The 24984-nt window shown below is 59.8% G+C and carries 21 protein-coding genes; 13 read left to right on the forward strand and 8 right to left on the reverse strand.

Features of this window, described 5'->3' with window-relative positions; all coding sequences use genetic code 11:
• Positions 1-21 precede the first annotated feature (21 nt).
• On the forward strand, positions 22-744 hold the full coding sequence (locus QQL28_RS13125) for an SDR family NAD(P)-dependent oxidoreductase (RefSeq protein WP_284265653.1): 723 nt from the start codon (positions 22-24) through the stop codon (positions 742-744).
• 66 nt (positions 745-810) lie between these two features.
• Here QQL28_RS13125 and QQL28_RS13130 read toward each other — a convergent pair whose 3' ends face one another.
• Entirely contained in the window at positions 811-1716 is a 906-nt protein-coding gene (locus QQL28_RS13130; RefSeq protein ID WP_284265655.1) for a LysR family transcriptional regulator, read from the reverse strand.
• A gap of 150 nt (positions 1717-1866) precedes the next feature.
• Between QQL28_RS13130 and QQL28_RS13135 the strand changes: the two genes are divergently transcribed.
• Positions 1867-2781, forward strand: a complete 915-nt coding sequence (locus tag QQL28_RS13135; RefSeq protein WP_284265657.1) for a LysR family transcriptional regulator — start codon at positions 1867-1869, stop codon at positions 2779-2781.
• 1413 nt (positions 2782-4194) lie between these two features.
• Here QQL28_RS13135 and QQL28_RS13140 read toward each other — a convergent pair.
• Positions 4195-10596, reverse strand: a complete 6402-nt coding sequence (locus QQL28_RS13140) for an AAA family ATPase (RefSeq protein ID WP_284265659.1) — start codon at positions 10594-10596, stop codon at positions 4195-4197.
• A gap of 236 nt (positions 10597-10832) precedes the next feature.
• Here QQL28_RS13140 and QQL28_RS13145 point away from each other — a divergent pair, with 236 nt between their 5' ends.
• From QQL28_RS13145 to QQL28_RS13155, 3 genes are all read left to right on the forward strand, one after another.
• The gene (locus QQL28_RS13145) at positions 10833-11804 is read left to right on the forward strand and encodes an ABC transporter substrate-binding protein (protein WP_284265661.1); all 972 of its coding nucleotides are present in this window, start codon (positions 10833-10835) and stop codon (positions 11802-11804) included.
• Positions 11805-11898: 94 nt separating this feature from the next.
• Complete coding sequence (groL, locus tag QQL28_RS13150) at positions 11899-13539, forward strand: chaperonin GroEL (RefSeq protein WP_284265663.1); 1641 nt, start codon at positions 11899-11901, stop codon at positions 13537-13539.
• A gap of 344 nt (positions 13540-13883) precedes the next feature.
• Positions 13884-14111 carry a hypothetical protein gene (locus QQL28_RS13155; RefSeq protein ID WP_284265665.1) on the forward strand — a complete coding sequence of 76 codons (228 nt, stop codon included), beginning with the start codon at positions 13884-13886 and terminating at the stop codon, positions 14109-14111.
• A gap of 46 nt (positions 14112-14157) precedes the next feature.
• Here the strand turns inward: QQL28_RS13155 and QQL28_RS13160 are convergent, their stop codons facing one another.
• Positions 14158-14400, reverse strand: a complete 243-nt coding sequence (locus tag QQL28_RS13160; RefSeq protein WP_284265666.1) for a hypothetical protein — start codon at positions 14398-14400, stop codon at positions 14158-14160.
• 208 nt (positions 14401-14608) lie between these two features.
• Here QQL28_RS13160 and QQL28_RS13165 point away from each other — a divergent pair, with 208 nt between their 5' ends.
• The 3 genes from QQL28_RS13165 to QQL28_RS13175 all read left to right on the forward strand — a co-directional run bounded on the left by QQL28_RS13165 (position 14609) and on the right by QQL28_RS13175 (position 15884).
• The gene (locus QQL28_RS13165; RefSeq protein ID WP_284265668.1) at positions 14609-14833 is read left to right on the forward strand and encodes a hypothetical protein; all 225 of its coding nucleotides are present in this window, start codon (positions 14609-14611) and stop codon (positions 14831-14833) included.
• Between the two features lie 520 nt (positions 14834-15353).
• Positions 15354-15710, forward strand: coding sequence for a hypothetical protein (locus QQL28_RS13170; protein ID WP_284265670.1), 357 nt, complete (start codon positions 15354-15356; stop codon positions 15708-15710).
• A 15-nt stretch (positions 15711-15725) separates the two neighbouring features.
• Complete coding sequence (locus QQL28_RS13175) at positions 15726-15884, forward strand: hypothetical protein (RefSeq protein WP_284265672.1); 159 nt, start codon at positions 15726-15728, stop codon at positions 15882-15884.
• Positions 15885-16314: 430 nt separating this feature from the next.
• On the opposite strand, the gene QQL28_RS13185 is transcribed toward QQL28_RS13175, so the two are convergent.
• Entirely contained in the window at positions 16315-16491 is a 177-nt protein-coding gene (locus tag QQL28_RS13185; protein WP_284265674.1) for a hypothetical protein, read from the reverse strand.
• An 885-nt stretch (positions 16492-17376) separates the two neighbouring features.
• On the opposite strand from QQL28_RS13185, the gene QQL28_RS13190 reads away from it, so the two are divergent.
• Positions 17377-17652 carry a ribbon-helix-helix domain-containing protein gene (locus tag QQL28_RS13190; protein ID WP_284265675.1) on the forward strand — a complete coding sequence of 92 codons (276 nt, stop codon included), beginning with the start codon at positions 17377-17379 and terminating at the stop codon, positions 17650-17652.
• A gap of 190 nt (positions 17653-17842) precedes the next feature.
• Here QQL28_RS13190 and QQL28_RS13195 read toward each other — a convergent pair whose 3' ends face one another.
• The 3 genes from QQL28_RS13195 to QQL28_RS13205 form a co-directional block, all read right to left on the reverse strand.
• On the reverse strand, positions 17843-18124 hold the full coding sequence (locus tag QQL28_RS13195; RefSeq protein WP_284265677.1) for a hypothetical protein: 282 nt from the start codon (positions 18122-18124) through the stop codon (positions 17843-17845).
• 247 nt (positions 18125-18371) lie between these two features.
• Complete coding sequence (locus QQL28_RS13200; RefSeq protein ID WP_284265679.1) at positions 18372-18569, reverse strand: GDCCVxC domain-containing (seleno)protein; 198 nt, start codon at positions 18567-18569, stop codon at positions 18372-18374.
• Between the two features lie 137 nt (positions 18570-18706).
• Positions 18707-19504 (reverse strand): RodZ family helix-turn-helix domain-containing protein, encoded by a 798-nt coding sequence (locus QQL28_RS13205; RefSeq protein WP_284265681.1) that lies wholly within the window; start codon positions 19502-19504, stop codon positions 18707-18709.
• Between the two features lie 223 nt (positions 19505-19727).
• Here QQL28_RS13205 and QQL28_RS13210 point away from each other — a divergent pair, with 223 nt between their 5' ends.
• From QQL28_RS13210 to QQL28_RS13225, 4 genes are all read left to right on the forward strand, one after another.
• Positions 19728-20582, forward strand: coding sequence for an arylamine N-acetyltransferase family protein (locus QQL28_RS13210; RefSeq protein WP_284265683.1), 855 nt, complete (start codon positions 19728-19730; stop codon positions 20580-20582).
• Positions 20583-20859: 277 nt separating this feature from the next.
• Positions 20860-21153, forward strand: a complete 294-nt coding sequence (locus tag QQL28_RS13215; RefSeq protein ID WP_284265685.1) for a hypothetical protein — start codon at positions 20860-20862, stop codon at positions 21151-21153.
• A gap of 901 nt (positions 21154-22054) precedes the next feature.
• Positions 22055-22534 carry a hypothetical protein gene (locus QQL28_RS13220; RefSeq protein ID WP_284265687.1) on the forward strand — a complete coding sequence of 160 codons (480 nt, stop codon included), beginning with the start codon at positions 22055-22057 and terminating at the stop codon, positions 22532-22534.
• 232 nt (positions 22535-22766) lie between these two features.
• Positions 22767-24518: an adenylate/guanylate cyclase domain-containing protein gene (locus QQL28_RS13225; protein WP_284265689.1), complete on the forward strand. Its 1752-nt coding sequence runs from the start codon at positions 22767-22769 to the stop codon at positions 24516-24518.
• Positions 24519-24594: 76 nt separating this feature from the next.
• Here QQL28_RS13225 and QQL28_RS13230 read toward each other — a convergent pair whose 3' ends face one another.
• Positions 24595-24972, reverse strand: a complete 378-nt coding sequence (locus tag QQL28_RS13230; RefSeq protein WP_284265690.1) for a response regulator transcription factor — start codon at positions 24970-24972, stop codon at positions 24595-24597.
• Positions 24973-24984 lie beyond the last annotated feature (12 nt).

Genomic DNA, 24984 nt, shown 5'->3' on the forward strand with positions numbered 1-24984 from the left:
CCTGAATTGGGAGGTAAGGCAATGCGTCTTGCAAAGAAGGTGGCACTGATCACGGGCGGCGCGCGGGGAATAGGCCTTGCAACCGTGAAGCTCTTCGCCAAAGAAGGGGCAACAGTCCACGTCTGTGATCTCAACTTCGATGAAGACTTCGCCATCGATGGAGTGGTTCGGCATCGGTTAGACGTAACCGACTTCGCCAATTGGCAAACCGTTGTGCAGGACATCATTCACCAAGATGGCCGCATCGATATCTTGTTCAACAACGCAGGTACCGTCCTGTCCTACGCCGGTATCGCCGACATCTCCATCGAGGACTGGCACAAGGTCATCGCCATCAACCAGACCGGCCCGTTTTACGGAATGAAGGCCGTCCTTCCATACATGAGGGCCGTCGGCCGCGGCTCGATCATCAATACCTCATCGATCTGGGGAATTGCGGGGGCGGCCGGCGTGGCAGCGTATACCGCATCCAAAGCGGCGGTCAGACATATGAGCAAGAACGCCGCCTTGACGTATGTCGCCGATGGCATCCGGGTAAATTCGATACATCCTGGCATCATTCAAACGCCGATGATCGATGCGCAGGATCCGCAAATTACGGACGCTGTCGTCAGCATCACCCCAATGAAACGATTGGGAAGGCCGGAGGAAATCGCCTACGGAGCCCTGTTTCTGGCGAGCGACGAATCCAGCTACATGACCGGAGCCGAACTCGTCATCGACGGCGGATATACTGCGCCATAACAATCAGGCGATCCGCTCAACGACGGTCGAAATTCCGCGAACCTGGCAAGGTTGCGACCGGGCACCTCAGTCGAGCGCGCCCGCGTCAGCCTTCGCAACGAGCGCGTCGACGACGGCGCGGACTTTTGGGACCAGATGCCTGGTCCGCGGCCACACGGCGTGAATCTCGACCTTCGCTTTCGAATATCCCGTCAGGAGTGGCACGATCGTGCCGTCGGCGATCGGCTTGCGTACAAGCGAAGCCGGCATTTGGGATAGTCCACATCCTGCGATCGTGGCCGCAACAATGGCATCGCCGTCGCCGACCTCATGTGTCGCGGGCGGCGTTACACTGATCGCCTCCCCTCGTTTGTCGACAAAGGACCAGACAGTGCCTCTTCTGTAGCCGACAATACACTTGTGCGATTGCAGGTCGTTTGGATGCAGGGGAGAGCCATGAGCCTGAAGATAGCGCGGTGAGGCGCAGAGCACGAGGTTCTGCTCCGTTAATCGCCGGGAAATGAGACCGCTGCAGTCGCGCAGCTCTCCAAACCGGACCGAAAGATCAATCCCCTCTTCCACCGGGTCGATGATCCGGTCGGTAAAGGTCATCACCAATCGCAGGGCTGGATGCGCCTTGGCGATATCGAGCAGGAGAGGAAGCAGAACCAGTCTCCCAAAGGCGGCCGGCATGTCGATCCGCAGTTTCCCGCTTGGCGTGCCATGCTTGGAAGTCAGCGTGCGTTCCGCGTCACCAATTTCGTCAAGGGCGTGGGCACAACTGGCGAAGTAAGCCTCGCCGTCGGGCGTCAAGCTGAGATGGCGGGTGGTACGATAGAAGAGTTTGGCGCCGAGGCGCTCCTCAAGCCGAGCAATGCTCTTGCCGACGGCCGATTTGGTTATCCCGAGCTTTTGTGCGGCGGTTGTGAAGCTTCCAGTGCGAGCGGCTTCTACGAATGCGGCAACCCCGGCTAATTGCTCCACGCGAGCCATTGTAGACTCCAAGTCTACTCTGTTCGGAAAACAGAGGCATTTTTCCCAGTGTCATTCTACTGTAGCACTAGTGGCAGTCGCAATCGCCCGCAAGGCGGGATGATGAACAGAAAAAGGCGACGTTAATCGAGGAAACACCCGGAGCAGGCCATGGACCGGTGGAACGAAGTCGAGGTGTTTGTTAACGCCGCCGAGCTCGGCAGTCTCACCCGGGCGGCTGAGCAGCTCGCCATCTCAACCTCTGCCGCAAGCCGCTATCTCCTGGCGCTGGAGGAGCGGCTGGACGCTCGCCTGGTCCATCGAACCACCCGCCGTCTCCATCTGACTGAAGCGGGCGAGCAGTTTTTTCTACGGGCGAAAGACCTGATCTCGAATATGAAGGAGGCCGAGGCTTCGGTAAGCGAGACGGCCATCAACCCGACCGGTACCTTGCGAGTCACCGCCTCCCTGTCCTTTTGTTTGAGGCACCTTGCACCTCTGGTACCGGAGTTCACACGCCAGTATCCTAATATCTCCGTCGATATCGTCGCCGCCAACAGATATTATGATCTCATCGACAACGGCATCGACCTTGCGATCCGGACTCGGCAGTTCGAGGCGGATTCCTCGATCACGATACGCAAGCTGGCCGAAACGCGCCGTTTGCTAGCCGCATCCCCAAGCTATCTAGAACAGCATGGCAGGCCAGAGACGCCATCCGATCTTTCTCGACATAAGTTCTTGCTCTATACGCTCGCGGACAAACCCTACGAATTTCGTCTCAGCAAGAATGGCAAGGAAGAGGTCGTACCGGTTCGGCCGTTGCTCTCGGCGAACGATGGCCAGATCATTCGCGCAGCCGCACTCGATGGCCTCGGAATACTAGCGCAGCCAACCTACATCATCTGTGACGACTTGAGAGCTGGACGATTGGTCCGCATATTGGACGACTGGGACCTTCCAAGGCTCACGATGAATATCGCATTCCCCACGAAGGCACACCTTCCAGCCAAAGTGCGTCTATTTATCGAATTCCTGATCGCTCGCTTTCGGGAGAAGGACTACGAAAAGCACTGGAACGCGTAGACTTCGTTCACGATGGACGCGAGCTATTAGACATAAGACCACTCTCGTGCCGCCTGCGTTAGTGGATCACACTCCAGCCGCATCGATCCGCTGTCCACCTGGGTAACAGAGTAGCAGGCATGGAATTTCGGCCACAAATACAATTTCCAGCAGGCAATGGAAGTCACTGAATTTCTGGATCTCAGTGCTCTGTTAGAATGCAATTAGCCAATATCGAATTAGCAGCAGTTGCCACTGGCACTACAATCTTAGCTTGTATATCTTACAATCCGATAATTGTCCTTATCGGAAATGTTCGGCCGGGCCTCCTTCCCGCGCGCTTCGCCGAGACTACATTTGCGACCCGTCGCGGTTCGATTCACGGGTGCGCTACCAATGCACGCTGCGAAATCTCTTCACCCTGGGTTGCAATCGAGCCGCGCGATGTGCAGTGAGGGAGTCTTCGCACCGTTAGCGCTGGCCCTTCTCCCCTGCGCTCAGAAATTTGGCCGCGGATCAGGCGCAGCCCACCAACTTGGGAGGCCTGCTCACATTGGCTTTCTCAAGTTTTTTCTTGATCTCACCGCTGCACACTTCGTGCGCACGCCGCCACCAATTGAAAAAGTCGTACCCTCGCTCCAATCCAACATTCGGAAATGTAAGCTAACCGCGGCCAAGAAGATCGAGGCTGATCAACAATGTCCGCTTTGCGCCAAAACCTGCCGGTGCTCGAAGCTAAGCTTTGGGCCCGGCCTTTCTGTACGATCCAACGCGCTGCGATACTCCATGAGTGAAGACACAATGGATTTTGGAACGCTACTGGGATAAGCCAAGCCCACTTCTTCGGTCAGGATTCTCAACGCGAAGGAAGCGAGAACACACGAGCAGACCACGCTAAACTACGCGATGGCAGCAAGCCGCACTACTCCCACTCGATCATTTAGGAAGATGTTTCCGCGTTGATTTCCAAGCACAAATTCTCACAGCTGACGGATGAATGCCGACGGTATGCCCGCCCTAATTTTTCGATCTTGAGTTCACAGGAAACTTTACGAGGCTCTGAAGGACGGCACCTTCAACAAGTATCGGAATCAATCGACGCAGTAGACGTATACCAAGTCGGAACGGCCTCGTCGTGGCCTCTCGCCGCTTCCCGCCCGATACCGTCAATGGTCAGTCGGACGGGCCATTGATGGTCCGGTTTGCGCCAGAAGCAGCCCTCCCCGCCAGGTCTCATTTTGACCTCAAGCCGACCTCGGCAGCCCGATCCTCCCACTCACCACCCAAGGTCCGGCGGCGCCAGCAAGCGGCGGCCGATCTCGGTAAGGTCATCTGCCGTCCCGGAGAACGGGCTCACGTTTTCGCTCCGCGTTTCGGCTCTCTCATGCCGCCGGCATTGGCCGGCGTATTCAGCGGAAACGGTCTCGTCTCGTTCTAGAGCAGTGTGAATTGAAAGATTGCGCCCCGAGGTTCATTTGCGCTCGCCCATATTCGTCCCCCGTGCGCTTCGACGATCGAACGGCAAATTGATAATCCCATGCCCATGCCACCGGACTTGGTCGTGTAGAATGCGTTGAAGATTTGCTCAAGACTCGCCGGATCCAATCCCGGCCCCGAATCCCGCAGGCTGACGAGCACGCCATTCAACCCATCTCTGCCGGTGCTGATCAGCAACTCCTGCGTCCCCTCACCAGCGCCGCTCATTGCTTCGACGGCGTTGACGATCAAGTTGAGGACCACTTGCTGCAGTTGGACCCGATCTGCTTGAATGAGCGGCAAGCCTTCCGCGAGTTCCGTCCGCACCGAGACGCCGTTCTTCACCACTTCGGCACGGGTCAGGGCTATGACCTCAAGAACCGTCTCGTTGATGTCCGGGTCCTCCTTCCGCGGAGGCTTCTTCTTCATAAGAGCCCGGATCCGGCTGATGACGTCGTCGGCTCGCATGCCGTCGCTGACGATCCAACCGAGCGTATCCCGGACCTTCTCCAGATGTGGCGGTTGAGCATCGAGCCAGTTCAAGCCGGCCTGTGCGTTGGTGACAATCGCAGCAATCGGCTGTCTGATTTCATGGGCAATCGAGGCCATGAGCTGCCCCATCGTCGCGACGCGGCTCGCGTGCGCCAGCTCCGCCTGCACTTCGCGATAGCGGCGCTCGCTATCTCGTGCTTCGGCTTCCGCCTGCTTGCGTTCGGTAATATCATTGAAAAGGATTCCGACGCGTCTGCGCTTGGGGTCTTCGACCCGGAAGGCATAAACGTCATACCAGCGTCCGAGTTGTTTGGCTTCATTTTCAAAGCGCATCGGCTCGCCTGTCAGGGCGACCCTGCCGTAACTCTCGAACCAATGTTCTTCGTGCTGTGGCGCGATTTCGCGCATCCGCCTGCCGGCGGCATTCTTGATTCCTGTCTGCCGTTCAAACGACGGGCTGATTTGCAAAAAACGGTAATCGACCGACTTTTCGTTCTGGTCGAACAAAACTTCAATCGTGCAAAAACCCTCGTCAATCGATTCGAACAACGTGCGGTAATTCTGTTCCGACTCGCGCAATTCCGTCTCGGCGCGCTTGCGCTCGATGAACTGACCGATTTGGCTGCCGACGGTTGCCAGCATATTGAGCAGCTCCTGATCGGGCTGCCTGATCTCACGACTGAAAAACTCGATCACGCCAAAGACCTCCCCACCGAGCAGGATAGGAAAGCCGATGGCCGCGTGCAGTCCTTCGCGTCGGGCGATGAGTCCGCGCGGAAAGTTTTGATCAGGAACGACATCAGGAACGTATTCGGGCTTAAGGCTGGACCACACCCGGCCCGGTAGTCCCAACCCTGGAACGAAGGTGAACTCCCAACCGGCTCTTTCAAATTCCGGGACTTCTATCGACGCTTTATGCCAAAGCTCGACACAGCGCAGTGCCTCGGCCTCGCGGTCCACGCGCCACAGCGCGCCCACGTCCCATCCCAGACACTCGCCCATAGCCCGCAGTATTCTCGGAGTGGCCTCTTCGATCGTGACCGCTTCCGCCAAGATCTGCGCGACCGTGTGCTGCACGCGAAGGCGTTCCTCTGCGCGCTTGCGCTCCATCAAGTTGAGTACGAATGCGACACCTTGGTTGCCGCCTTCTTGGAAAGTAGCCGCGCCGATCAGCACGGGAACACGACTCCCGTCTTTCCGGAAATATTCCTTCTCGAACGGCTGCGAACTCCCGGTCATCTTCAACTCGGGCACCCAGCGTTGTTCATCGCGGTCAAGCCATTCCGGCGGCGTCAGCTCCGTCCAGCGTATGCGACCCGAGACGAGAGCCTCTCGGTCGTAGCCGATGATGCGGAGAAATGCGTCATTGGCCTCGATGATCCGACCGTCGAAATCCCAGATGACGATGCCGATGATATTGGCATCGACCAAGCGCCGAATCTTTGCTTCACGCTCAGCCAGATCGCGGTACAAACGGTTATTCTCCAGCGCGATCGCCGCCTGCGAGGCCAGCAACTTCAGCGCCGCGATGCGGGCCGGCGCAAAGACGCGAGGAGTCAGGTTGTTCTCGAGATAGAGCATCCCGATGAGCTTGGCCCGGTTGAGCAAGGGCAGGCAGAGAATCGAACGAGCACGGTGCTGTTGGATGTACGGATCCGCGGAGAACGGGTTCTGGGCCGCGGCATCATCGAGGATCACACTCTCCTGCGTGCGCAAGGCGAAATGTAGAACCGACTCCGGCAACATTGCTGCAGTTACGGCCTCCTCGTGCAGTTGCACGATGACCGCGTCGCCGCTGGTCGTGGCTTCTGCCGCGGTCCGCTGCTCAAGCCCTCGCGAAAGAATCAACAGGCCGCGCTCGGCGCCCGCCTGAGTGATCGCGGTGCGTATGAGCGTGTCGATGAGCTTATCCAGCATGATCTCGCCCGAGACGGATTGCGAAACCTTGATCACGGTCGCGAGGTCGAGGTGTTCGACCGGGGTGCCGATCGTGCCCGTCGCAGCGGGCACCAGTACTTCCTTGCGAAGGTGCGGATACATCTCGTCGAGCTGCCGCACCTTGCCAAGGGCACCCCAACGGAGATAGCCATCGCGCGCGCTTGCTAGATACACGCGCGCGAACTCTTCGAACCCGCGCGCCGCGTAGAAGCGCGCGGCCAGTTCGTATGCAAGCGCTTCGTTGTGAACAAAGCCGTTTGCGCGCGCCGAGTGGAGCGCTTTCTCGTATAGACGCTCGGCCTCGAGCTCCCGGCCTTCGATCCGCGCGATCTCGGCTCCTACAAGCGCGGCGCGGTTCTCGAAATTCTCCGGGCAATTCGCTGCCCAGATCTCGAGCTGTCGGTGGTGCGCGGCTAGAGGCTCCAAATGCTGCTGCCGCTCGCCGGCCGGTGCGATGTCCCACGATGAGGCGCGCGAGAGCGCGCCATAGAAGTGATACTCGGCCGTTTCCGGGTGTGACAGTGACGGCCAAGGCAGCGGTTGCGCCCTCGACAAAGCATCGACAGCAGCCTCATAGTCGCCGGCAAGAAAGCGTGCCTGCAGCTTTCGTATCCAGTACCAGCTTTCGGGAAGCCCCAATGCCGGGTGACTTGACAGATGGCGCTCAAACGCACGTTCATCGAACCTCCCGTCGTCAAAGGCACCGAATTTCGTCGTTAGGCCACGCAACGTCCGGATCAGGGCGAGTTGCGCGGTGATCCAACCGACGACAAGGCCAAACCGGAATTTCTGCGCAAACTCGAGACCTCTTTCCGCTTCGCTTTGCGCCTCTACGAGCGGATCGCCTGCCATGAGAAGATTGGTGTTCAGCTGGGCACAGCCGTATCCCGCATAAGTGAGATCGCCGACACGGTCTGCGATTTCGAACGCGCGACGCAGGAGATCACGGCCGGTCCGGACATGTCTCGTCCAGGGCACGATGAACCCGAAAACCTCGAGCGTCCTCCCCTGGAAGCGCTTCAGCTCCGGTTTTTCAACGAGCTCACAGCCGAGCCGGCCAAATCGAAATCCGGCATCGTAGTTGCCGAAATACGGCCCGGCCAACATGGCAAGCAGTTCATAGGCGGGACACGAGGCGTCGCTATGGCCGTGCTCGAGACTGAGGTTGACGGCTCTGCAGGTTGCAAGGGTCCCCAAATGGGACGATGTAAAGAAGGCGGGCAGTGCGATCCTTATCAGGACGTCCACTGTCGCGAGCGATTCCGGATCGCTCATCAAGGGTAACTCGACAAGCTCCTCGATCGTGCGGTTTCCGAGCTGCGACCAGATGCGCTCGTATTCGCGGCGCGCTTCCTCTTCTGTCGGATGCGAGGACCAGCCGATGCCCAGGTTCCGGAGGTAGTCCAGACCGACTGCTATGGCGCGGTCGTTCTGATCGATGGTCATATACAGATCCACGCGCAAACACGCCACGGTTGCTCGCTGGACCGTCGTTGCGGTCCGCCAAGCAAGCGCAGCCAGGCGCTCGTCCGCTTCCGTCAGAGCGCCCGTCACGAACTCGCATTCGGCCCGGTCCAGCTCCAGCTCGAAGATCAGTTCGGGCCGGCGCTCCCACGAGTCTTCCGGCAGCAGCGCCGCGCCCGCGGCAAGATAGGTGAGCGCCGAGGCATAGGCGGTAGAGGCCTTGGCGCGCTTGCCTGCGATCAGGTTGAGCTCGGCCAGCCGCTCGCGCTCGTCCGGTGCCGTGATCAGTGTGGCGCCACGGTTGAGGTGATTGACAGTGTCGAAGATCGCTTCCTCGCGTTTCTCAGGAGGGATGTGCGCCGCGAGCAGTCTTCCGATTCGAAGATGCGCTTCGCCGCGCAACTCCTCCGGGATCAGCGAATATGCGGCTTCCTGAACGCGATCGTGGACGAACCGGTAGCCGCCGGCCAGACGCTCGACAAACTCCTGGTGGACGGCCGGCTGCAGGGCCGCGTGCACGTGCTTCTCAGACGTCCCGTGGACGAGCGAAAGGGTCTTGATCTCGGCGATGTTGGCGAGACAGGCCAGGCGCTGCAATGCGTTCTGCGTTTCGATCGGCAGGCGAGAAAACTTACCGACCACAAGGTCCACGACGTTGTCCGTGTATCGCTTGGAGTGAATGCGGTCGAGATCCCAGGACCAGTTCGCAGCATCATGATCGAAGGCGAGCATTCCCTCGTCGGCGAGCGAAGAAATGAACTGAACGGCAAAGAACGGATTACCACCCGTCTTCTCATGCACGAGTTGAGCGAGCGGCGCGGCGCGCTTCGGCTCGCAGCGCAGCGCGTCCGCCATGAGCTGCCCAAGGTGCTCACGAGCGAGGGGTGCAAGCGTGATCTCCGCCACCTTTCCGCCAGCGGCCTTGATCGCGTCGACCGTCCGCATCAACGGATGGGCGGCAGTGACTTCGTTGTTACGATACGCACCGATCAGCAAGAGATGCTGCAGATCCGACCGTGCCAACAGATCCTCGAGCAGATCCAGCGTCGCCGCGTCGAGCCATTGCAAGTCGTCGAGGAAGAGGGCCAGGGGATGTTCCGGCCGTGCAAAGACACCGATAAGTCGCCGAAACACCAGCTGGAAGCGCCGTTGCGCGTCCTGTGCCGCAAGCTCAGGAACAGGTGGCTGTTCTCCGATGATGAGCTTTAACTCTGGGACGACGTCGATCATGAGCCGTCCGTTCGGGCCCAGCGCCTCCTGCAGGGCGTCGCGCCAACCGCTTAGCTCGGCGTCGCTCTTGCCGAGAAGAGGTCGGACGAGGCTCTGAAAAGCCTGAGCGAGCGTCACATATGGAATGTCGCGCCTGTACTGGTCGAACTTGCCGGACGCAAAAAGGCCGCGTTGCGGCACGAGCACCTTGTGCAGCTCATGGACGACCGAGGACTTGCCGATGCCGGAATATCCCGAGACCAGGACAAGCTCAGGCGAGCCGCTCTTGACGACGCGATCGAAGGCGGCGAGCAACGTCTCGACCTCGCGCCCTCTCCCGTACAGCTTCTCGGGGATCACCAACCTGTCCGGCGCGTCGTTGTCGCCGAGCGCAAACGGGTCGATGCGCCCCTGATGCTCCCATTCGGCCAGACAGCGCCGAAGATCGCCCTCGAGGCCGGCGGCAGTCTGGTAACGCTCCTCGGCGGCCTTGGCGAGCAGCTTCATGATGATCTGGGAGACCGCGGCCGGGACATTCTCCAACCGCTCGCTCGGTGCCACCGGCTTTCTGGCGACGTGGCAGTGCACCCATTCCATGGGATCGGACGCGCTGAACGGCAGTGAGCCCGTGAGCATTTGGTACAGCGTGACACCCAGCGCGTAGAGGTCGCTGCGGGAATCGATCGAGCGGTTCATGCGTCCGGTTTGTTCGGGCGCCATGTAGGCGAGCGTCCCCGCAATCGACTCGGGTGGATCGGGCGCCTGTCGCTCGCGCAAGCGCGAGGCGAGGCCGAAGCCGGTGAGCCGCACGTCGCCGCCCGCGCCGGTCACCATGATGTGGGCGGGCTTGAGGTCCTTGTGGGCGAGACCGCGCTGGTGGAGCTGACCCAGGGCCGAAGAGATGCCGATGGCGAGGCGCAGGAATAGTCCCACCTCCATCGGGCCGCCGAGCAGCGCGGCGAGCGGTTCACCCCCGGAGTCCTCGAGCACCAGCATAGTCCGCCGGCCATCGCGCCTGAGGTCCAGCGGCCGCACCGCCCAGGCACCGTCCAGCTCGTCCTTCAATCCGAATTCGTGGTCAAGGCGATCGAGGCTGGCGGGCGTTGGGTGGTCGGCGGCGGGCCGTACGGCCAGCACGGCCTTGCGCTGGCCGTCGGCGTCCAGCCTCCATTCCCGGCAGACGACGCGTTCGCTGTCCTGCCACAACACCCGGAGACCGCTGTCCCCACCAGCGCCGAACTTGGATGATGGGTTCATATGCCGGAGTTTATCACTCACGAGCCAGCATGACGATGTCCTTTCTCGACCTCGTCATCAGCTCGAATGTCCGCTTAGCGCCAAAAGCTGCCCCACCCGCCAGGCGCAGTTTGACGACCCATAGCCGTCCTGCGCCACAGCGCTTGCGATGCACTATTCGCACCTTGCAGTGGGTGCGACTGCCATCCAGACGTGATACTTTGCCCCCGTCGTCCTCAAACTGCGATGAGGATCGAATGAAGCGGCGGGAGTTCATAGCGGGCACTACGGCGCTGTTCGTTTCGCCACGGCGCTCGCGAGCACAAGCGACGCCTCGCCGCGCCGGCTTTCTTGGCGGCTTTCAAAACTTGCAAATCGGCAATGTGTGGCGCGACGGCCTGCGCGATCACGGCTGGATCGAGGGCAAGAACCTGATCATTGACTACCGATATTTCGAGGGTCATGCCGAGCGTATACCGGCTCTCGCGGCCGAACTCGTCGCCCTCAAGCCCGATCTGCTCATTGGCTCCAACCCTCAGGCAACCGTAGCCTTGAAATCGGCAACTGCCACCATTCCGATTGTTTTCGTGGCTGTGCCCGATCCCGTGGGGCTCGGCCTCGTCCAAAGCCTGTCACACCCGGGCGGCAACGTAACGGGCCTTACGGACTTCGTGCCGGGACAGTTCTCCAGTAAAATGATAGATACAATGCGGGAAATGGTTCCTACCGCTTCGAAAATTGCGATCCTGGTCAATCCGGGCAATCCGATTCACAGGTTGATAGTAGCCGAGGAGTTGCCCCAAACGGCTCGGAAACTAGGCGTGGCTCTCCTGATCGTAGAGGCGAGCACGGTGGACGAACTGGATATCGCCTTTGCCTCGGCCGCAGCCCAGCATGCCGATGCAATAGTTCCATTTGGCGATCCGTTGACCGTTAACAACGCCCCACGAGTCACCGCACTGGCGGCGCAGCATCGTCTGCCCGCGCTCTACCTATTTCGACTATTCGTCACCAAAGGCGGATTGATTTCATACGGCCCCGATTTTGCCGATCTGTTCCGCCGTGCAGGTGGCTACGTGGATAAAATCCTCAAAGGCACCAAGCCTTCCGAGCTGCCGGTAGAGCAGCCGACCAAATTCGAGCTAGTGAAAAACATGAAGACCGCCAAGGCGCTCGGCGTCACCGTGCCGCCCTCGCTAGTCGTCCGCGCCGACGAGGTGATCGAATAGAGCATTCTTGCTGCGATGCATGAGTCCGCTTGAGGAGCCCCTGCCGGTGCTGCCTCGCAGGTGAGAGACCCAGTTCAATTCAGGGAGGACAAATATGTCGGCTAAGGAAGTAAAATTAGGCGTTGACGCCCGCGACCGCATGCTGCGCGGTGTCGAGATCCTCGCCAATGCCGTGAAGGTCACGCTCGGTCCGAAGGGCCGCAACGTCGTCCTCGACAAGTCGTTCGGCGCGCCCCGCATCACCAAGGACGGCGTTGCCGTCGCCAAGGAGATCGAACTCGAGGACAAGTTCGAGAACATGGGCGCCCAGATGGTGCGGGAAGTGGCGTCGAAGGCGGCGGATGCTGCCGGCGACGGCACCACCACCGCGACCGTGCTGGCCGCTGCGATCGTCCGTGAAGGCGCCAAATCGGTTGCCGCCGGCATGAACCCGATGGATCTGAAGCGCGGTATCGATCTCGCGGTCGATGCGGTTGTCGCCGATCTAGAAAAGAACTCCAAGAAGGTCACCTCGAACGAGGAGATCGCCCAGGTCGGCACCATCTCCGCCAATGGCGATGCCGAAGTCGGCAAGTTCCTCTCGGATGCCATGAAGAAGGTCGGCAACGAGGGCGTCATCACGGTTGAAGAAGCCAAGTCACTCGAGACCGAGCTCGACGTGGTCGAGGGTATGCAGTTCGACCGTGGCTACATCTCGCCCTACTTCGTCACCAATGCCGACAAGATGCGCGCTGAAATGGAAGACGCCTACATCCTCATCAACGAGAAGAAGCTCTCCTCGTTGAACGAGCTGTTGCCGCTGCTCGAGGCCGTGGTGCAGACCGGCAAGCCGCTGGTCATCGTCGCTGAAGACGTCGAAGGTGAGGCGCTCGCCACCCTCGTCGTTAACCGCCTCCGTGGCGGCCTGAAGGTCGTGGCCGTCAAGGCGCCGGGCTTCGGCGATCGCCGCAAGGCCATGCTGCAGGACATCGCGATCCTGACCGGCGGCCAGGCGATCTCGGAAGATCTCGGCATCAAGCTCGAGAACGTGACGCTCAACATGCTCGGTCGCGCCAGAAAGGTAATGATCGACAAGGAGAACACCACGATCGTCAACGGCGCCGGCAAGAAGGCCGACATCGAGGCGCGTGTGGCCCAGATCAAGGGACAGATCGAGGAGACCACCTCGGACTACGACCGTGAGAAGCTCCAGGAGCGTCTCGCCAAGCTCGCCGGCGGCGTCGCGGTGATCCGCGTCGGTGGCGCGACCGAGGTCGAGGTGAAGGAGCGCAAGGACCGCGTTGATGACGCGATGCATGCGACCCGTGCGGCGGTCGAGGAAGGCATCCTGCCGGGCGGCGGAGTCGCCCTGCTCCGTGCCTCCGTGCATCTCAAAGGCATCCGGACCAAGAACGACGACCAGAAGACCGGCGTCGAGATCGTGCGCAAGGCACTGTCGGCACCTGCCCGCCAGATTGCGATCAATGCGGGCGAGGACGGCTCCGTCATCGTCGGCAAGATCCTGGAGAAGGATCAGTATTCGTTCGGCTTCGACAGCCAGACCGGCGAGTACGGCAACCTCGTCACCAAGGGCATCATCGACCCGACCAAGGTGGTTCGCGTCGCGATCCAGAACGCCGCCTCAGTCGCAGCGCTGCTGATCACCACCGAGGCCATGGTCGCCGAGCTGCCGAAGAAGGCCGCTGCCGGCCCCGCCATGCCCCCGGGCGGCGGGATGGGTGGCATGGACTTCTGAGTCCATGGGCGCGCGTCGGCCGCAGTCTAGTCTGCAAGGCGTGCGGCGCGGGCGCATCGAACGTCGTCCGTAACTGGCACGATATGCCGGGGCGCACGACACCGTTCTCGAACTCATACGAGCCGTAGTTTCCCGGACCGTCTCGTTCTTCGGCCATTAAGCTGTAGTGGCTATAGGGACAGGATGAGCCAAGATGCTGATCCGCGAATCGAGGCCGAAGAGGCGATGCGCCGCGCTGCAGCGGCTACTTGCGCAGTTGACCGTTTGAAATGGTTGCGTGTTGCTCTGGCGTGGCAGGACCTTGCCCGGGCTCAAGAACCGAAACAACGCCGAGCATCCGCTGCATGAAGCTTACCGCCGAACGTCCCTTTGCCAACCCGAAAGCCGCCGCCCGCAAGCTGGTTGAACTCGCCTCCGGCATTGAGCCTGTGCAGGACGGTCGCATCCACATCGAGAAGATCAACGCGCCCTTTCTCTACGCGCTCAAGGCCAGCGGGGGCCGAGTTTGGCACCGGGATCAAGCACGCGGTCGAACGCGGCTGGCTCGAGCTGCAGTTATGTCCGTCTCTTGAAAGGGCGAGACTAACCCTACCGGTCCCACCGGAACGCTCGATCATTCTAGCGTCGATGCATGCACGCGTGCACGTAATCTTTAAAGCCGGGATCTTTCTTAGCTTTGACGAGACCTATCGCATGGGCTTCGTCGCGGCACATTTCCTTCTTCTCGACGATTTCCGGATGTTTCGCCGCCTTGCGCTGGAAGCGGAAAGGTCCCGGAGGATATTGCCTGCAGTTTTGCGTTTCGGCGGCGACTATCAGGCTGCCGAGAATTATCGAAGCGCCAATCAGAATTCTGATCATGAGGCACCCGGACAAAAGCGAATTTTTAAACCTCGGCCGCGGTCCGATCGCCGCCGAGAAGCGGCCCCAGCACAACCCTAAATGCCGGGGCCGTTGAAGGTTTGCTTGGCGGTATTTGGGATCACCAAGCGTCATGAGCCTATGACAATCCAGCAATCCGGTCTGTCTGCTTTTGGACTAAGTTCCCGCCCCGGAACGGAGACCGGACATGCAAGACATGCCGGCTCAACTCGAAAAGCTCCGTACGGGCGCAGCCGAGTGCGCCCTGATCCGCGACTTGGCGACCGATCCAAAGAAGCGCGAGCTCTTCACAAAGCTGGCCGATCATCTGACGGTTCTGGCAGACGACGTCGAACGAGCCATTGCTGCCGTCGAACCCAGACTTCCAGGTGAAGCGCGTACTTTGAGATGTCGTCCGAAGGCGGGGCGCTAGGGCTTAAGTATTTCCATTTCAGAAATACCGGATTGCAGTCCGTAAGCCCGCCATCCGACCAGATCAGGCTAGCATGGCACATCGGGAAAAAATGGTACCCTAGGTCTTGGGCGCTCTTTGGACGCACCAGGATTGTGAAGCGCGCAGAATGACCGATCGAGGCTGGGGGCGGCCGATCAGACTCCCGCCGGGTTCGTCAAGGGCGGGCGCTGAAGTGCCGAGTGAGATATCCTAATCTTGTAAGGTGTCGGTCAGGTCGCGGGTCTATTATCCGGGATCATATCTCTTCGAGCGGCCTAATGGGCGAGTGGCTGGTGCGCGATCTGCCCGGGGCGCCGATCCAGAATTGGATGGTTGCAGCCGGGGCCATCGTCCTGGTGTGTGCCGCCCTTGCTTGGCTGATACGCCATGACGCGGGATAGCCTTTCCTCGTTTCTCTGGCTTGTCTCGCGATTGTGGTCGGTTGGTTGATCTTCATGTTCGTTGCCGAATAGGTGCGCCTCTCGACTAGGAGTGTCAAATGACAGTCCGAACCCTGCTGGCTCTTTGCCTGCTGCTCAGCAGCGGCATTCAGGCTGAAGCGAGGGGGAGCATAGCTAGAGATGCCCCTTGGGACGCCCATCACATCGATGTTCTGCCCATTGAGGTCCGCCACTACATCGCGGAAATCTGTAAGGGCCCGCCTCGTGCTCAGCACGACTTTGCGACCTACAATCCTCAAGAAAAGCGCTGGCGAATAAACCTCGAGTACCTTGAATGCAACGGCCACGGCCTGGCCGAATATCGTCGAGGAAACCAATGCCTTGACGTCGACTTCGTGGCTGTCGGCTCGCATTGGCAGCTTGCCAGGAAAACCTACGCTCAGTGCGGTCTCTGAGTGTGAGAGCCCGCGGTGCTGGATAGCAAAAAGTTGCGTAATGAGGCCGCGGAAGCTCGGCGGATGGCCGATGCGGCCAGCAACCAGCAAGACAAGGATTTCTGGCTCGGCATAGCCGAAGGTTGGTTAAAACTTGCCCGAGAGACCGACGAGCTAACGGGCAAGAAGCAATGAGCGCGCGGACCGAAGCCCCGCGCCCGCTTGGTGCTTGTCCACACCCACGACGCACGGGGCCTTCCAAGCGCAGCGAGGCCCAGGGGATTGATAATTTGCCGGCTTCTCCCGGCACCGCTTTGATGGCGACATGCCTCGCCCCGTTCGCCGCCAAAGCAACACTGCCCCCGGTGATCGCCCGGTGAAGATCACCTTCGGCGACATGCGCCGGATGGGCGTGCGCAGCGTGCTGGTCTATTGCGCTGACTACCGCTGCGGCCATAGCGTTGCCTTGAGCGCCGATCGCGGCCCGATGATGTGAGGCTGTCAGACATCGAGCCGCGATTTGTCTGCCAGGTGCGCGGCAGGCGCGGCGCCGACTCTCGGCCGGACTTCAACTGGAACAGGCCGACGACGTCGGCGATGGGTTACCGATGAGATCCGTTCTGCCTCAAAGTCGGGCTGGATATTTTGCGATCATCCGATCGTCCCGCCAAAGCTCGACCGCACAATCATGTGCCAGTTGCCATGCCTGCTCTCTTGCCGTTTTCTCATCCGCACAAATGATATCGATCCGGTTGGTAATTTGCCCATCAGGCCCGAGCAAATTGGCCCTGTACTCTTCCATCGAAGCTATCCCCGGCGCTCAGCGTACGGCCGGGCGATGGAGCGACTTAGAAATGGGTCCTACTCTTTGTCATCGGGAAAAATATGCAACCCAGCCCCATGATCGAGGAAGTAGCTATGCAGATTGTGCCAACGAATTAGGACGCGCCTCAACCGAAGGAGACTGTGTCGAGAGAAACCCGCCCCCAAGTCAGGGGACAAACAACTGGAGGCGGGTGTCTGAGGTTTGGCTTATCAAGAGCGGGGCGGCAGTCCGTAAGCCTGTCGCCCGTTTTCACCCTGAGCATCATGGATGGCGCTGTCTGCCCAGTAGGCGACAAACGAAAGGTATAAATTGCCACTTATTCCCGGTCTCGTGAGCGGACCTTGACCTATCTCAAACACGTCGAAGCCAGCCGCCCTCTTCTTCCCCATCATGAGGAAGATCGAACCGGACATCTGGGTGCTGATCGTCTGGTACTCATGGCTGGTCGTGCTTGTAGCAACCCTTAGCTACGTGGTGTCCCGTTGAAGGCCCGCCGGTTCACGGGCTTCTCTCGCAGCGGGGCGAATTGTTGCCTACCGAACAGACGGCACCGAACGACTCGCCCACACTGACGTCATCCGGGATTTTGCATCACCTTTGTGGGTTATCCTATTTAGTTCATCTTCTGGTAGAGCTTCTTGATAATCTCTCGCAGATCTTTCTCATACTCCTCGATGATTCGGCGCGCCTCGTCCAAGTGCGAAGGCTTTGGCGCGTCCTTTCCCGGGCGAGGCTCGTTAGACGGTGTCATGCTCCATGGTGCCATAAGCAGAGGACGACCGTTGATATGAGTCAAAGATCGGCCTGGCCGCGGGGCCATTAGAAATTCGAGATCGTCTCCTGACTAAGCGCGAGGAATCCATGAAATCCCCCGTCGTAAAACGATCCATCGTTGTCGCCGGCCACAAGACCAGCGTCAGCCTGGAAGCGGCCTTCTGGAATGGCATGAAGGAGATTTCCGGCCTGCGCAACATGACGCTGTCGGAGTTGGTCGGCGAGATCGACAGCAACCGCCCTCACAGCAATCTGTCGTCCGCGATACGCCTGTTCGTCCTCGACCACTTTAAGAACCGCGCCACGGCGACCCAGCCTCATCAGAGAGTGCCGGCACTGCAGCCATCCCTCGATGGAGCCTGAGCTCTGAAGCGCGACCGAAGCCCGGCGCCCTGGTTCACCGCCTCAGGCGGACATGCGCCAGATGGGCGTGCGTGGCATCCTGGTCTATTGCTCCGACGACCACTGCAGCGGAAAAGGCCTGTGCTCGGCTCTAATTCGCCGCGTGCCTGATTGGGCTGCTAGGGTACGCGATGAACCCGCAACGACTACCTTAGCATCCCGACAGGTCGCACACTTCCAATACCCTCAATGTTCGCTCTAAAACACAATTGGCAAACTCGCTGTTGCCAGTACAGGTGTCCACTGCTCTGTTATTTTGATCCGTCACACAGTCAGCGTAATTGTGACCTTTTGCTTCACCGAACTTCTGCCGAAATTTGGCAAGGCAAGCTTTGCTCGCTCTTGCAGTCTGCTCGATCCACTTGTTTCGGTCGATAGCTCCCGCCTGAGCAATCCATCCAATCACCATCGCGATAATCAAAATGGATCGCATGTTGTTATCTCACTTTCCACTGCGGGCAATGCGGCTGCGATTTGAGGCCTGAAACGCCGCTCGGCGTTGTTATTGGACGGGCGCACGAAAAGGCCCCAGCCGGGGGCTGACCGGCTGAGGCCCTCCTGAGTCACCCACTCCAGAAAGCGGTCACGACTCGATTGCCACTTTATCCCGAACAATGTTCTAATTTGGCAGAGCGCGTGTCCAAGTCAGGACAGTACCACCGGCGGCCTTATTCGCAGCATCATGCTTTGCCTTGTTCTTGAACCGGCGGGCACGGGACAGAGCCATAAGAGCAGAACACGCAACAATCGCCAGCCTTGGGCTTAAACCGGGTGCCGCAGCCCTTGCAGTCATAGAAGAACTGGCAGGCGTCGGTTGGCATAGTCTCGGTGGCTTGGTGGCCGCAGGCTGGACAGGTCAGGGTCGAGTTCAATTCCATGGCCCGTAGTAGTTCAAATCAGGCCACTGTGAATTCAACTTAGGCCACCAGGGGTTAAACTAGGCCAGCGCCAAGAGACGTGAGCCGACACAAGCCAGTCGGTAACCTACGCGGCTATGTGCGGGACGCCGAGCTGTTCAAGGACCACGCTGGGGCGGGCTTGCTCTAAACGGGCCGAAGATTTGCAGGAACGATGGTGCCTGGGCACTCTGCACAGACTGGTCCTGTGCTCGTGCATCTTGTACGGGCCGGACGGGTACCTCTGCATTTTGCTCCCGCTGGACCTTTGCTCGGGGCTTCTGCGCGTGCCGGATCTTTGCCCGCGCATTTTGCACGGGCCGGACCCTTCGGTGCTTTTGCATGGGCCAGATCTCTGGTCGGGCATCTTGCAGGAGCGCGACCTGTGCCCGTCTATCCTCCTCGGCCCTCCAAGCCTGGAATTGCTTGAACAGGGCTTCAGATGGTAGCTCACTGCTTTCCGTCTGACTCTGAGCGGCGGGTTCAGAAGCGGCAGCAAATTCGTCGTCGGTCGGCGCGTTCGTTGCGGCGGTCTTGTTGACTGATGGCGGCGCCGACTCGGGATTAACCGACGGCGCGTCCCGTGCCGTCGGCGGCAAAGCCTGAGCATCGGCGGTTGATTGCATTGCGGTTGATTGAACTGTTGGTGTCGACTGATCGGTGTCAGGCTGAAGCACCGAATTGTCGATCCGCAAAGCCGTGACGTCCGCAAAGAGCGTCGCTGGATTTTCCACTGATAGAATCGCGATACCGATCGCTGTCGCCGTTGCAACCAAAATACTCGCCTTGAGGACTCGCGACGAGATAGTCGCACTGTCCAAAGCTTTCCCGAGTCCCTGCTGCTCGGGTTCATCGGCATGTTCGGAGAGAAAGAGAGACAAAGGATCGTTCGAAGTAAAACCGTCTTTCGTCGGCATTGGGTAATGCCTCCTCCTAATGTTCTTGTCGACCCGGTACCTAATTAGCGAAACGACAATCACCGGCACGATTTAGGAGAAATCTTGATTTCATTTGGCCGGGGGAACCGCTCGATCACGCGGGAACCGGACTTCCATGGTATCCCCAACCTGCCGAACGGGTGGCAGCAGATGAAGTGCGTCCCGCAAGGTGACGAGCCGCGAAACACCGAGAGTGCGTGAAATGTCCGACACACAACTCGATCAGAAAGCCTGGCTTACGCGCATCGGCTATTCTGGGTCGCTCACACCTACGCTTGAGACTCTAAATCAACTTATTTTGGCACACTCGCATTCAATCCCCTACGAAACACTCGATATTATGCTCGGGCAACCGCCCAAGCTCGACGTACCTACGCTTCAGCACAAGATGATCGCCAGCAGGCGGGGTGGATACTGCTTTGAACAGAACATGCTGTTTCGGGCCGGGCTTCGGTCGCTCGGCTACAGGATCACAAGCCTTCAAGGGCGTGTCGTGCGCGGGCTGGAGATCGACGCACCGCGCCCGGCCATCCACATGCTGCTGAAAGTGGAGCTGCCGGAGGGAATTTATCTGGCGGATGTCGGCTTCGGCAATCTCGCGCCGACCTGCGCACTCTTGCTCGCACCGCAGATTGAGCAAGAGACACCGCACGAGGTTATGCGCTTTATCGATGTTGGCGGAGAGCTGACGCTCCAAGCGCGGCTCAAGCAGGGCTGGCAGCACATTTACCGGGTCGTTCCTTATCCGCGGTACGATGGCGAATACGAGATCACCAACTGGTACACCGCGACCCATCCTGACACGCCGTACCAGTGCAACATCATCGTGGCGAAGCCGGGGCCGAACAGGCGCCGGATCACCATGTACAACGCGCGTGTCACCGTCCGCGACGCGGAGGGGCATGCCGAGAAGCGCTGGCTCGCGACCGAGAGGGAGTTTAGGGACGTGCTGCGCGGCGAATTCGAACTAAACATGTCCGATCAACAGATTGACGAGTGCGTCGCGGTTATGAAAGCAAAAGGGACGGGAGACGCTCCGCACCCATTCTTTGCTTAGGCTCCCCTCAAGCCAACGTCGGCAACGGGTCAAAGCGCTGGTTGGACAGACGGCCAACTGCTTCCCGTCTACCCCGATAAGCCGACAATTTCAGAGCCCGCCGGGACTTCGCATTAGGGAGCCAGAAGCCGACATCACCAAGATCAAGAGGAAGCGGAAGCAACAAAACTGGTTGCTGAATTGGATCGTGACGGCCCACGGCACCCAACAGGGCCTGTCTTTCGTTCAAAAGGAAACTGGGCTGACATGTTCCAACTGTGGGCGGGCAGTACCAAGAATGACAGATCGAGGCTGGGGGTGGCCTTTCGACGATCCTATATCGGTTGACGGCCGCAAGCCGGTGAGGCTGCGCGATGCCGGCAAGTACATTGCCGCCCTTCCCAAGCGCGAGCACGACGCGCCGGAATGGCGAGCAGCGATGGAGGCGCTGATGCTGGTGGCCGAGCAAGGCGGCCCAACCATGTTCGCCCGGATCGGCATCATGCGAGCCTTCAACCGCGGGAAGCCGCCGCCAGATTCCGAGCCAAGACGCAAGAAGGCCAAGGCGTACCGGGTGGTGACCACTCGGTGACTGGCGCCGAAGCCACAAGTTGTCGAGAGAAGCCCGCCCCCAAGTCAGGGGAAAATCAACTGGGGGCGGGTGTCTGAGTATGGCTTAATCAGAGCAAGTAGGCAGCAGTCCGTAAGCCTGCCGCCCGTTTTCACCCTAAGCATCATGAATAGCGCTGTCTGCCCGGTAGCGACAAACGAACGCGGCAAATTGCCACTTATTCCCGGTCTCGACCTTTGACCTATGTCAAGCGGATTGAAGCGATCCACGCTGCTGCTTCCCTCACGCTGGTGGCGCGCCGTCAAAATGCGAAACACCGACGTTTTCGCATATTGAGACGAACGCCCTCTTCGCCTCAACGTCGTCAAAGCAGAATCGTGTCCCTTGGACGTCGCGCTCAATCCACCAGTCGATCTTGTTTGCCCGTGAAATGCGGGATGCCTCTCCGCGCAACTGATCTAATTGCCTTCCGTAGGCTCGAACGATCACCCAATTTGTCATTCTCTAGTCCACAAATTGCATTGCTTTAACTAGCCGTGAGCGCAATAGCCCGTGCGACCATTCATCGCGCACGCGCGGTAAGCTATCCCCTCGAAACGCCAGAAAGTCACAGACTCAGTCGCTCCGCAGCGATTGCACGTCAGTCGCTCCTCGCCGAGCATGTAGCGCCCGCAGATCGCGGAAGCGGCATTTTTGCAAGTTGGACAGATCAACAAAAAATTGCGCATACGCCAGCGCATCACCAGACCACCCAACACCTTCGAACGCCCCTTCGTGAATCAGGTATCTCGCAGAGGTGGAGGTTAGCGGACCTTTACACACCTGAAGGTTCGGTTGCGAACACAGGAACCGCGACCACTTGTCCAGGCGAAGTGGCGTCCGTTGCGGGAGCTGCTAAGCTAGGCCCAACTGCGAGAGAGCGATGAGCGATGACGCGAAAGATTCGGGTCTTGCGGCACTGATCAGCGGCCTTCTGGGCGGCAAGCGCGCTGACGATCAAGCTTCCGGGCCGCATCCGCTCGCTGAAGCTACCCCCTCAGCACTGACCGAGCCCGCCACCGCACCTCCGGCGCCGGACATGCCGCCAAAGCCCCAAGAGGAGCCCGCGACCTCGGCAGCGCCATCAGCCAAGCAAGTCGTTCCCTTGTCCGCCGGTGGCCACGATGAAAAACGAGCGCGATTGCCAGCTGTGGCGATCGCCGACCTCGTCCTTGGTGGGCTTCGCAAAGTAGACGGCTTTCCGAAGTCCGGGGTCTCGATCACCGTCTACGGAAGTCGCCCCTGGAACGCCATGATCGAGTTCGCACCGTTCTCGACAACTTCCCAGGATGCTTCACGCCTGCGAAAGGCTTTGCCCGACATCATCTTCAGGCTTCGGCAGTACGTCGATCTCGAAAATTAAGTTCTGCCGATTACGTTCGCCCGCAGCCGACACTCGTCCCCGCGCTCAGCATGACTTTCGACAATTGGCATTACCTATGGCGGCGGCGGCTGAACTGATAAAGTCGCCCTCTGCCCCACAACACACATATGCACCTCCATAACGGCGGCGGCAGGACCAGATATCGCCTCGTGGTGATAGCCGTGCGCTCATTGTGGTACAGTGCCGCGAGCCGTAGCCTGGAGAGCAGTCCATGGCACAGCAGCGGGTCGAACGCAGGCTTGCAGCGATCCTTGCCGCCGACGTGGCTGGTTACAGCCGGCTCATGGGCATGGACGAGGCCGGGACAGCGCGCCGCTTGCGTGACCATCTAGCGGCAATGCGGCCAATCGTCGGAAAGCATGACGGACGGATTGTCAAGACCACGGGCGACGGCGTGCTCATTGAGTTCCCATCGGTGGTGGCAGCAGTCGAATGCGCGATCAAAGTGCAGAAGCTAATGGCCCGACGCAATGCCAAGCTGATCGCGGAACAGCGCGTGCTATACCGCATCGGCATCAATCTCGGCGAAGTGCTGGTCGAGGGCGATGACATTCTGGGCGATGGTGTCAATATCGCAGCGCGACTCGAAGCAATTGCTGAACCCGGCGGAATATGCTTGTCGCGTTCCGCATACGAACAGGTCAAGAGTAAGATCGACACCCAGTACGCTGATATGGGTGAGCAGCGCTTGAAAAATATCGCTGACCCGTTGCAGGTATTTCGGGTCAACGTCGGCTTGGCCGCTGCCGCGTCGGCTCCGCCAACCCTGCCATTGCCGGACAGGCCGTCGATCGTGGTCCTGCCTTTCACGAACCTCAGCGACGAACCGGAGCACGCGTACTTCGCGGACGGCGTCACCGAGGATCTCACCACGGCGCTGTCCCGGCTTCGCTGGCTCTTCGTCATCGCCCGCAACTCGGCCTTTGTCTACAAAGACAAAGCCGTCGATGTGAGGACAATCGCCCGCGATCTGGGCGTGCGCTACGCGCTGGAGGGCAGCGTACGCACCGCTGGCCAGCGCATCCGCATCACAGGTCAGCTCATCGATGGGGAGACGGCCAAGCACATCTGGGCGGAGAAATACGATCGTCAACTGCACGACATCTTCACGGTCCAGGACGAGATCACGGAAAACATCGTTGCCGCGATCGAGCCGCACCTCTACGCCCAGGAGGGCTATCGTGCCGCCCGACAGCCGCCTGAAAGCGTCGATGTCTGGGGACTCGTGGTCCGCGCCATCGACCTTATTAACAAGTTTGGCCGCAAGCACAACGAAGAGGCACAACGCTTGCTGCGCCGCGCCATAGAGATTGACCCGAACTATGCGCGAGCGCACGCCACTCTCAGCTGGGCGATCTGGTGGGCCACGCTCTACTATTACGTTGAAGACCGCTCCGAGGGCTACAGGCAGAGCGCCTTGCGTGCCCAGGAGGCGTTGCGTCTTGACCAGGGCGAGCCGTGGGCCCACATGACCGTCGGCCTCAACTTGAGCACCTCCCGCCAACACCAGCGCGCGCTGGCCGAGCACCAGGCCGCCCTCAACCTCAATCCCAGCTTCGCGCTCGCGCACACGGCTTATGGCTGGGCGTTGTTGCGGGCAGGTCGCTTCGATGATGCGATCGCCGAAACTGCAAAAGCGCTTCGCATGAGCCCATTGGATTCCTTTTCCGGCCTTTACACCACGATCCACGGCTTGGCGTTGCTCGCGGCGCGACGCTTCGCGGAGGCGCTGCCGTATCTCCGGGCATCAGTCGCCGCCGATGCCGAATTCGCTGGGCACTACAATGCGCTCATCAGCTGTTGCGGGCATCTCGGCCTGATCGAAGAGGCGGTGGAATTCACCGCCCGCCGCAACACGGTCGGGCCACCGCTGAGGGTGGGCGTGCTGCGCGACAATCTGCGCGGCTTCGCCCATTGCGAGGTGTTCGCGGAGGGCTTGATCAAGGCCGGCATTCCCGAATAGGCGCCGTCCTTCAAGATATATTCGACAGAGATAGAGTGTGGCGCTCGGCTTGCCAGAACGCCCGCGAGAAATGCGCTCAACTGTTGGATCGGTTGAGGGCTCGATCGACACATTGAAGGAGGATCTCTCCGTCGAAAGGCTTCGTGAGAAAGCAGATGGCCCCGCCCGCGAGCGCCCTCTCCTGGATTCGAGGATCCGGAAAAGCGGTAATAAAGATGACAGGCGTTTCACGATGTGTGGACGCCAATCGGCTCTGCAACTCGAGACCGCCGATGCCCGGCATCTGAACATCAGAAATGACACAGGACGTTTCGCCGAGTTCGGGGGACTGCAGAAACTCTTCAGCCGACGCAAAACTCCGGGCAGCGAATCCGAACGCCATCATGAGCGTTGCCGTCGAGCGGCGAATGGATTGATCGTCATCGACAATCGCAATGAGAGCTTTTTTTGCCATTGCCAGGTGCTT

It is taken from the genome of Bradyrhizobium iriomotense, assembly GCF_030160715.1.
In the GTDB taxonomy this organism is placed as follows: domain Bacteria; phylum Pseudomonadota; class Alphaproteobacteria; order Rhizobiales; family Xanthobacteraceae; genus Bradyrhizobium; species Bradyrhizobium iriomotense.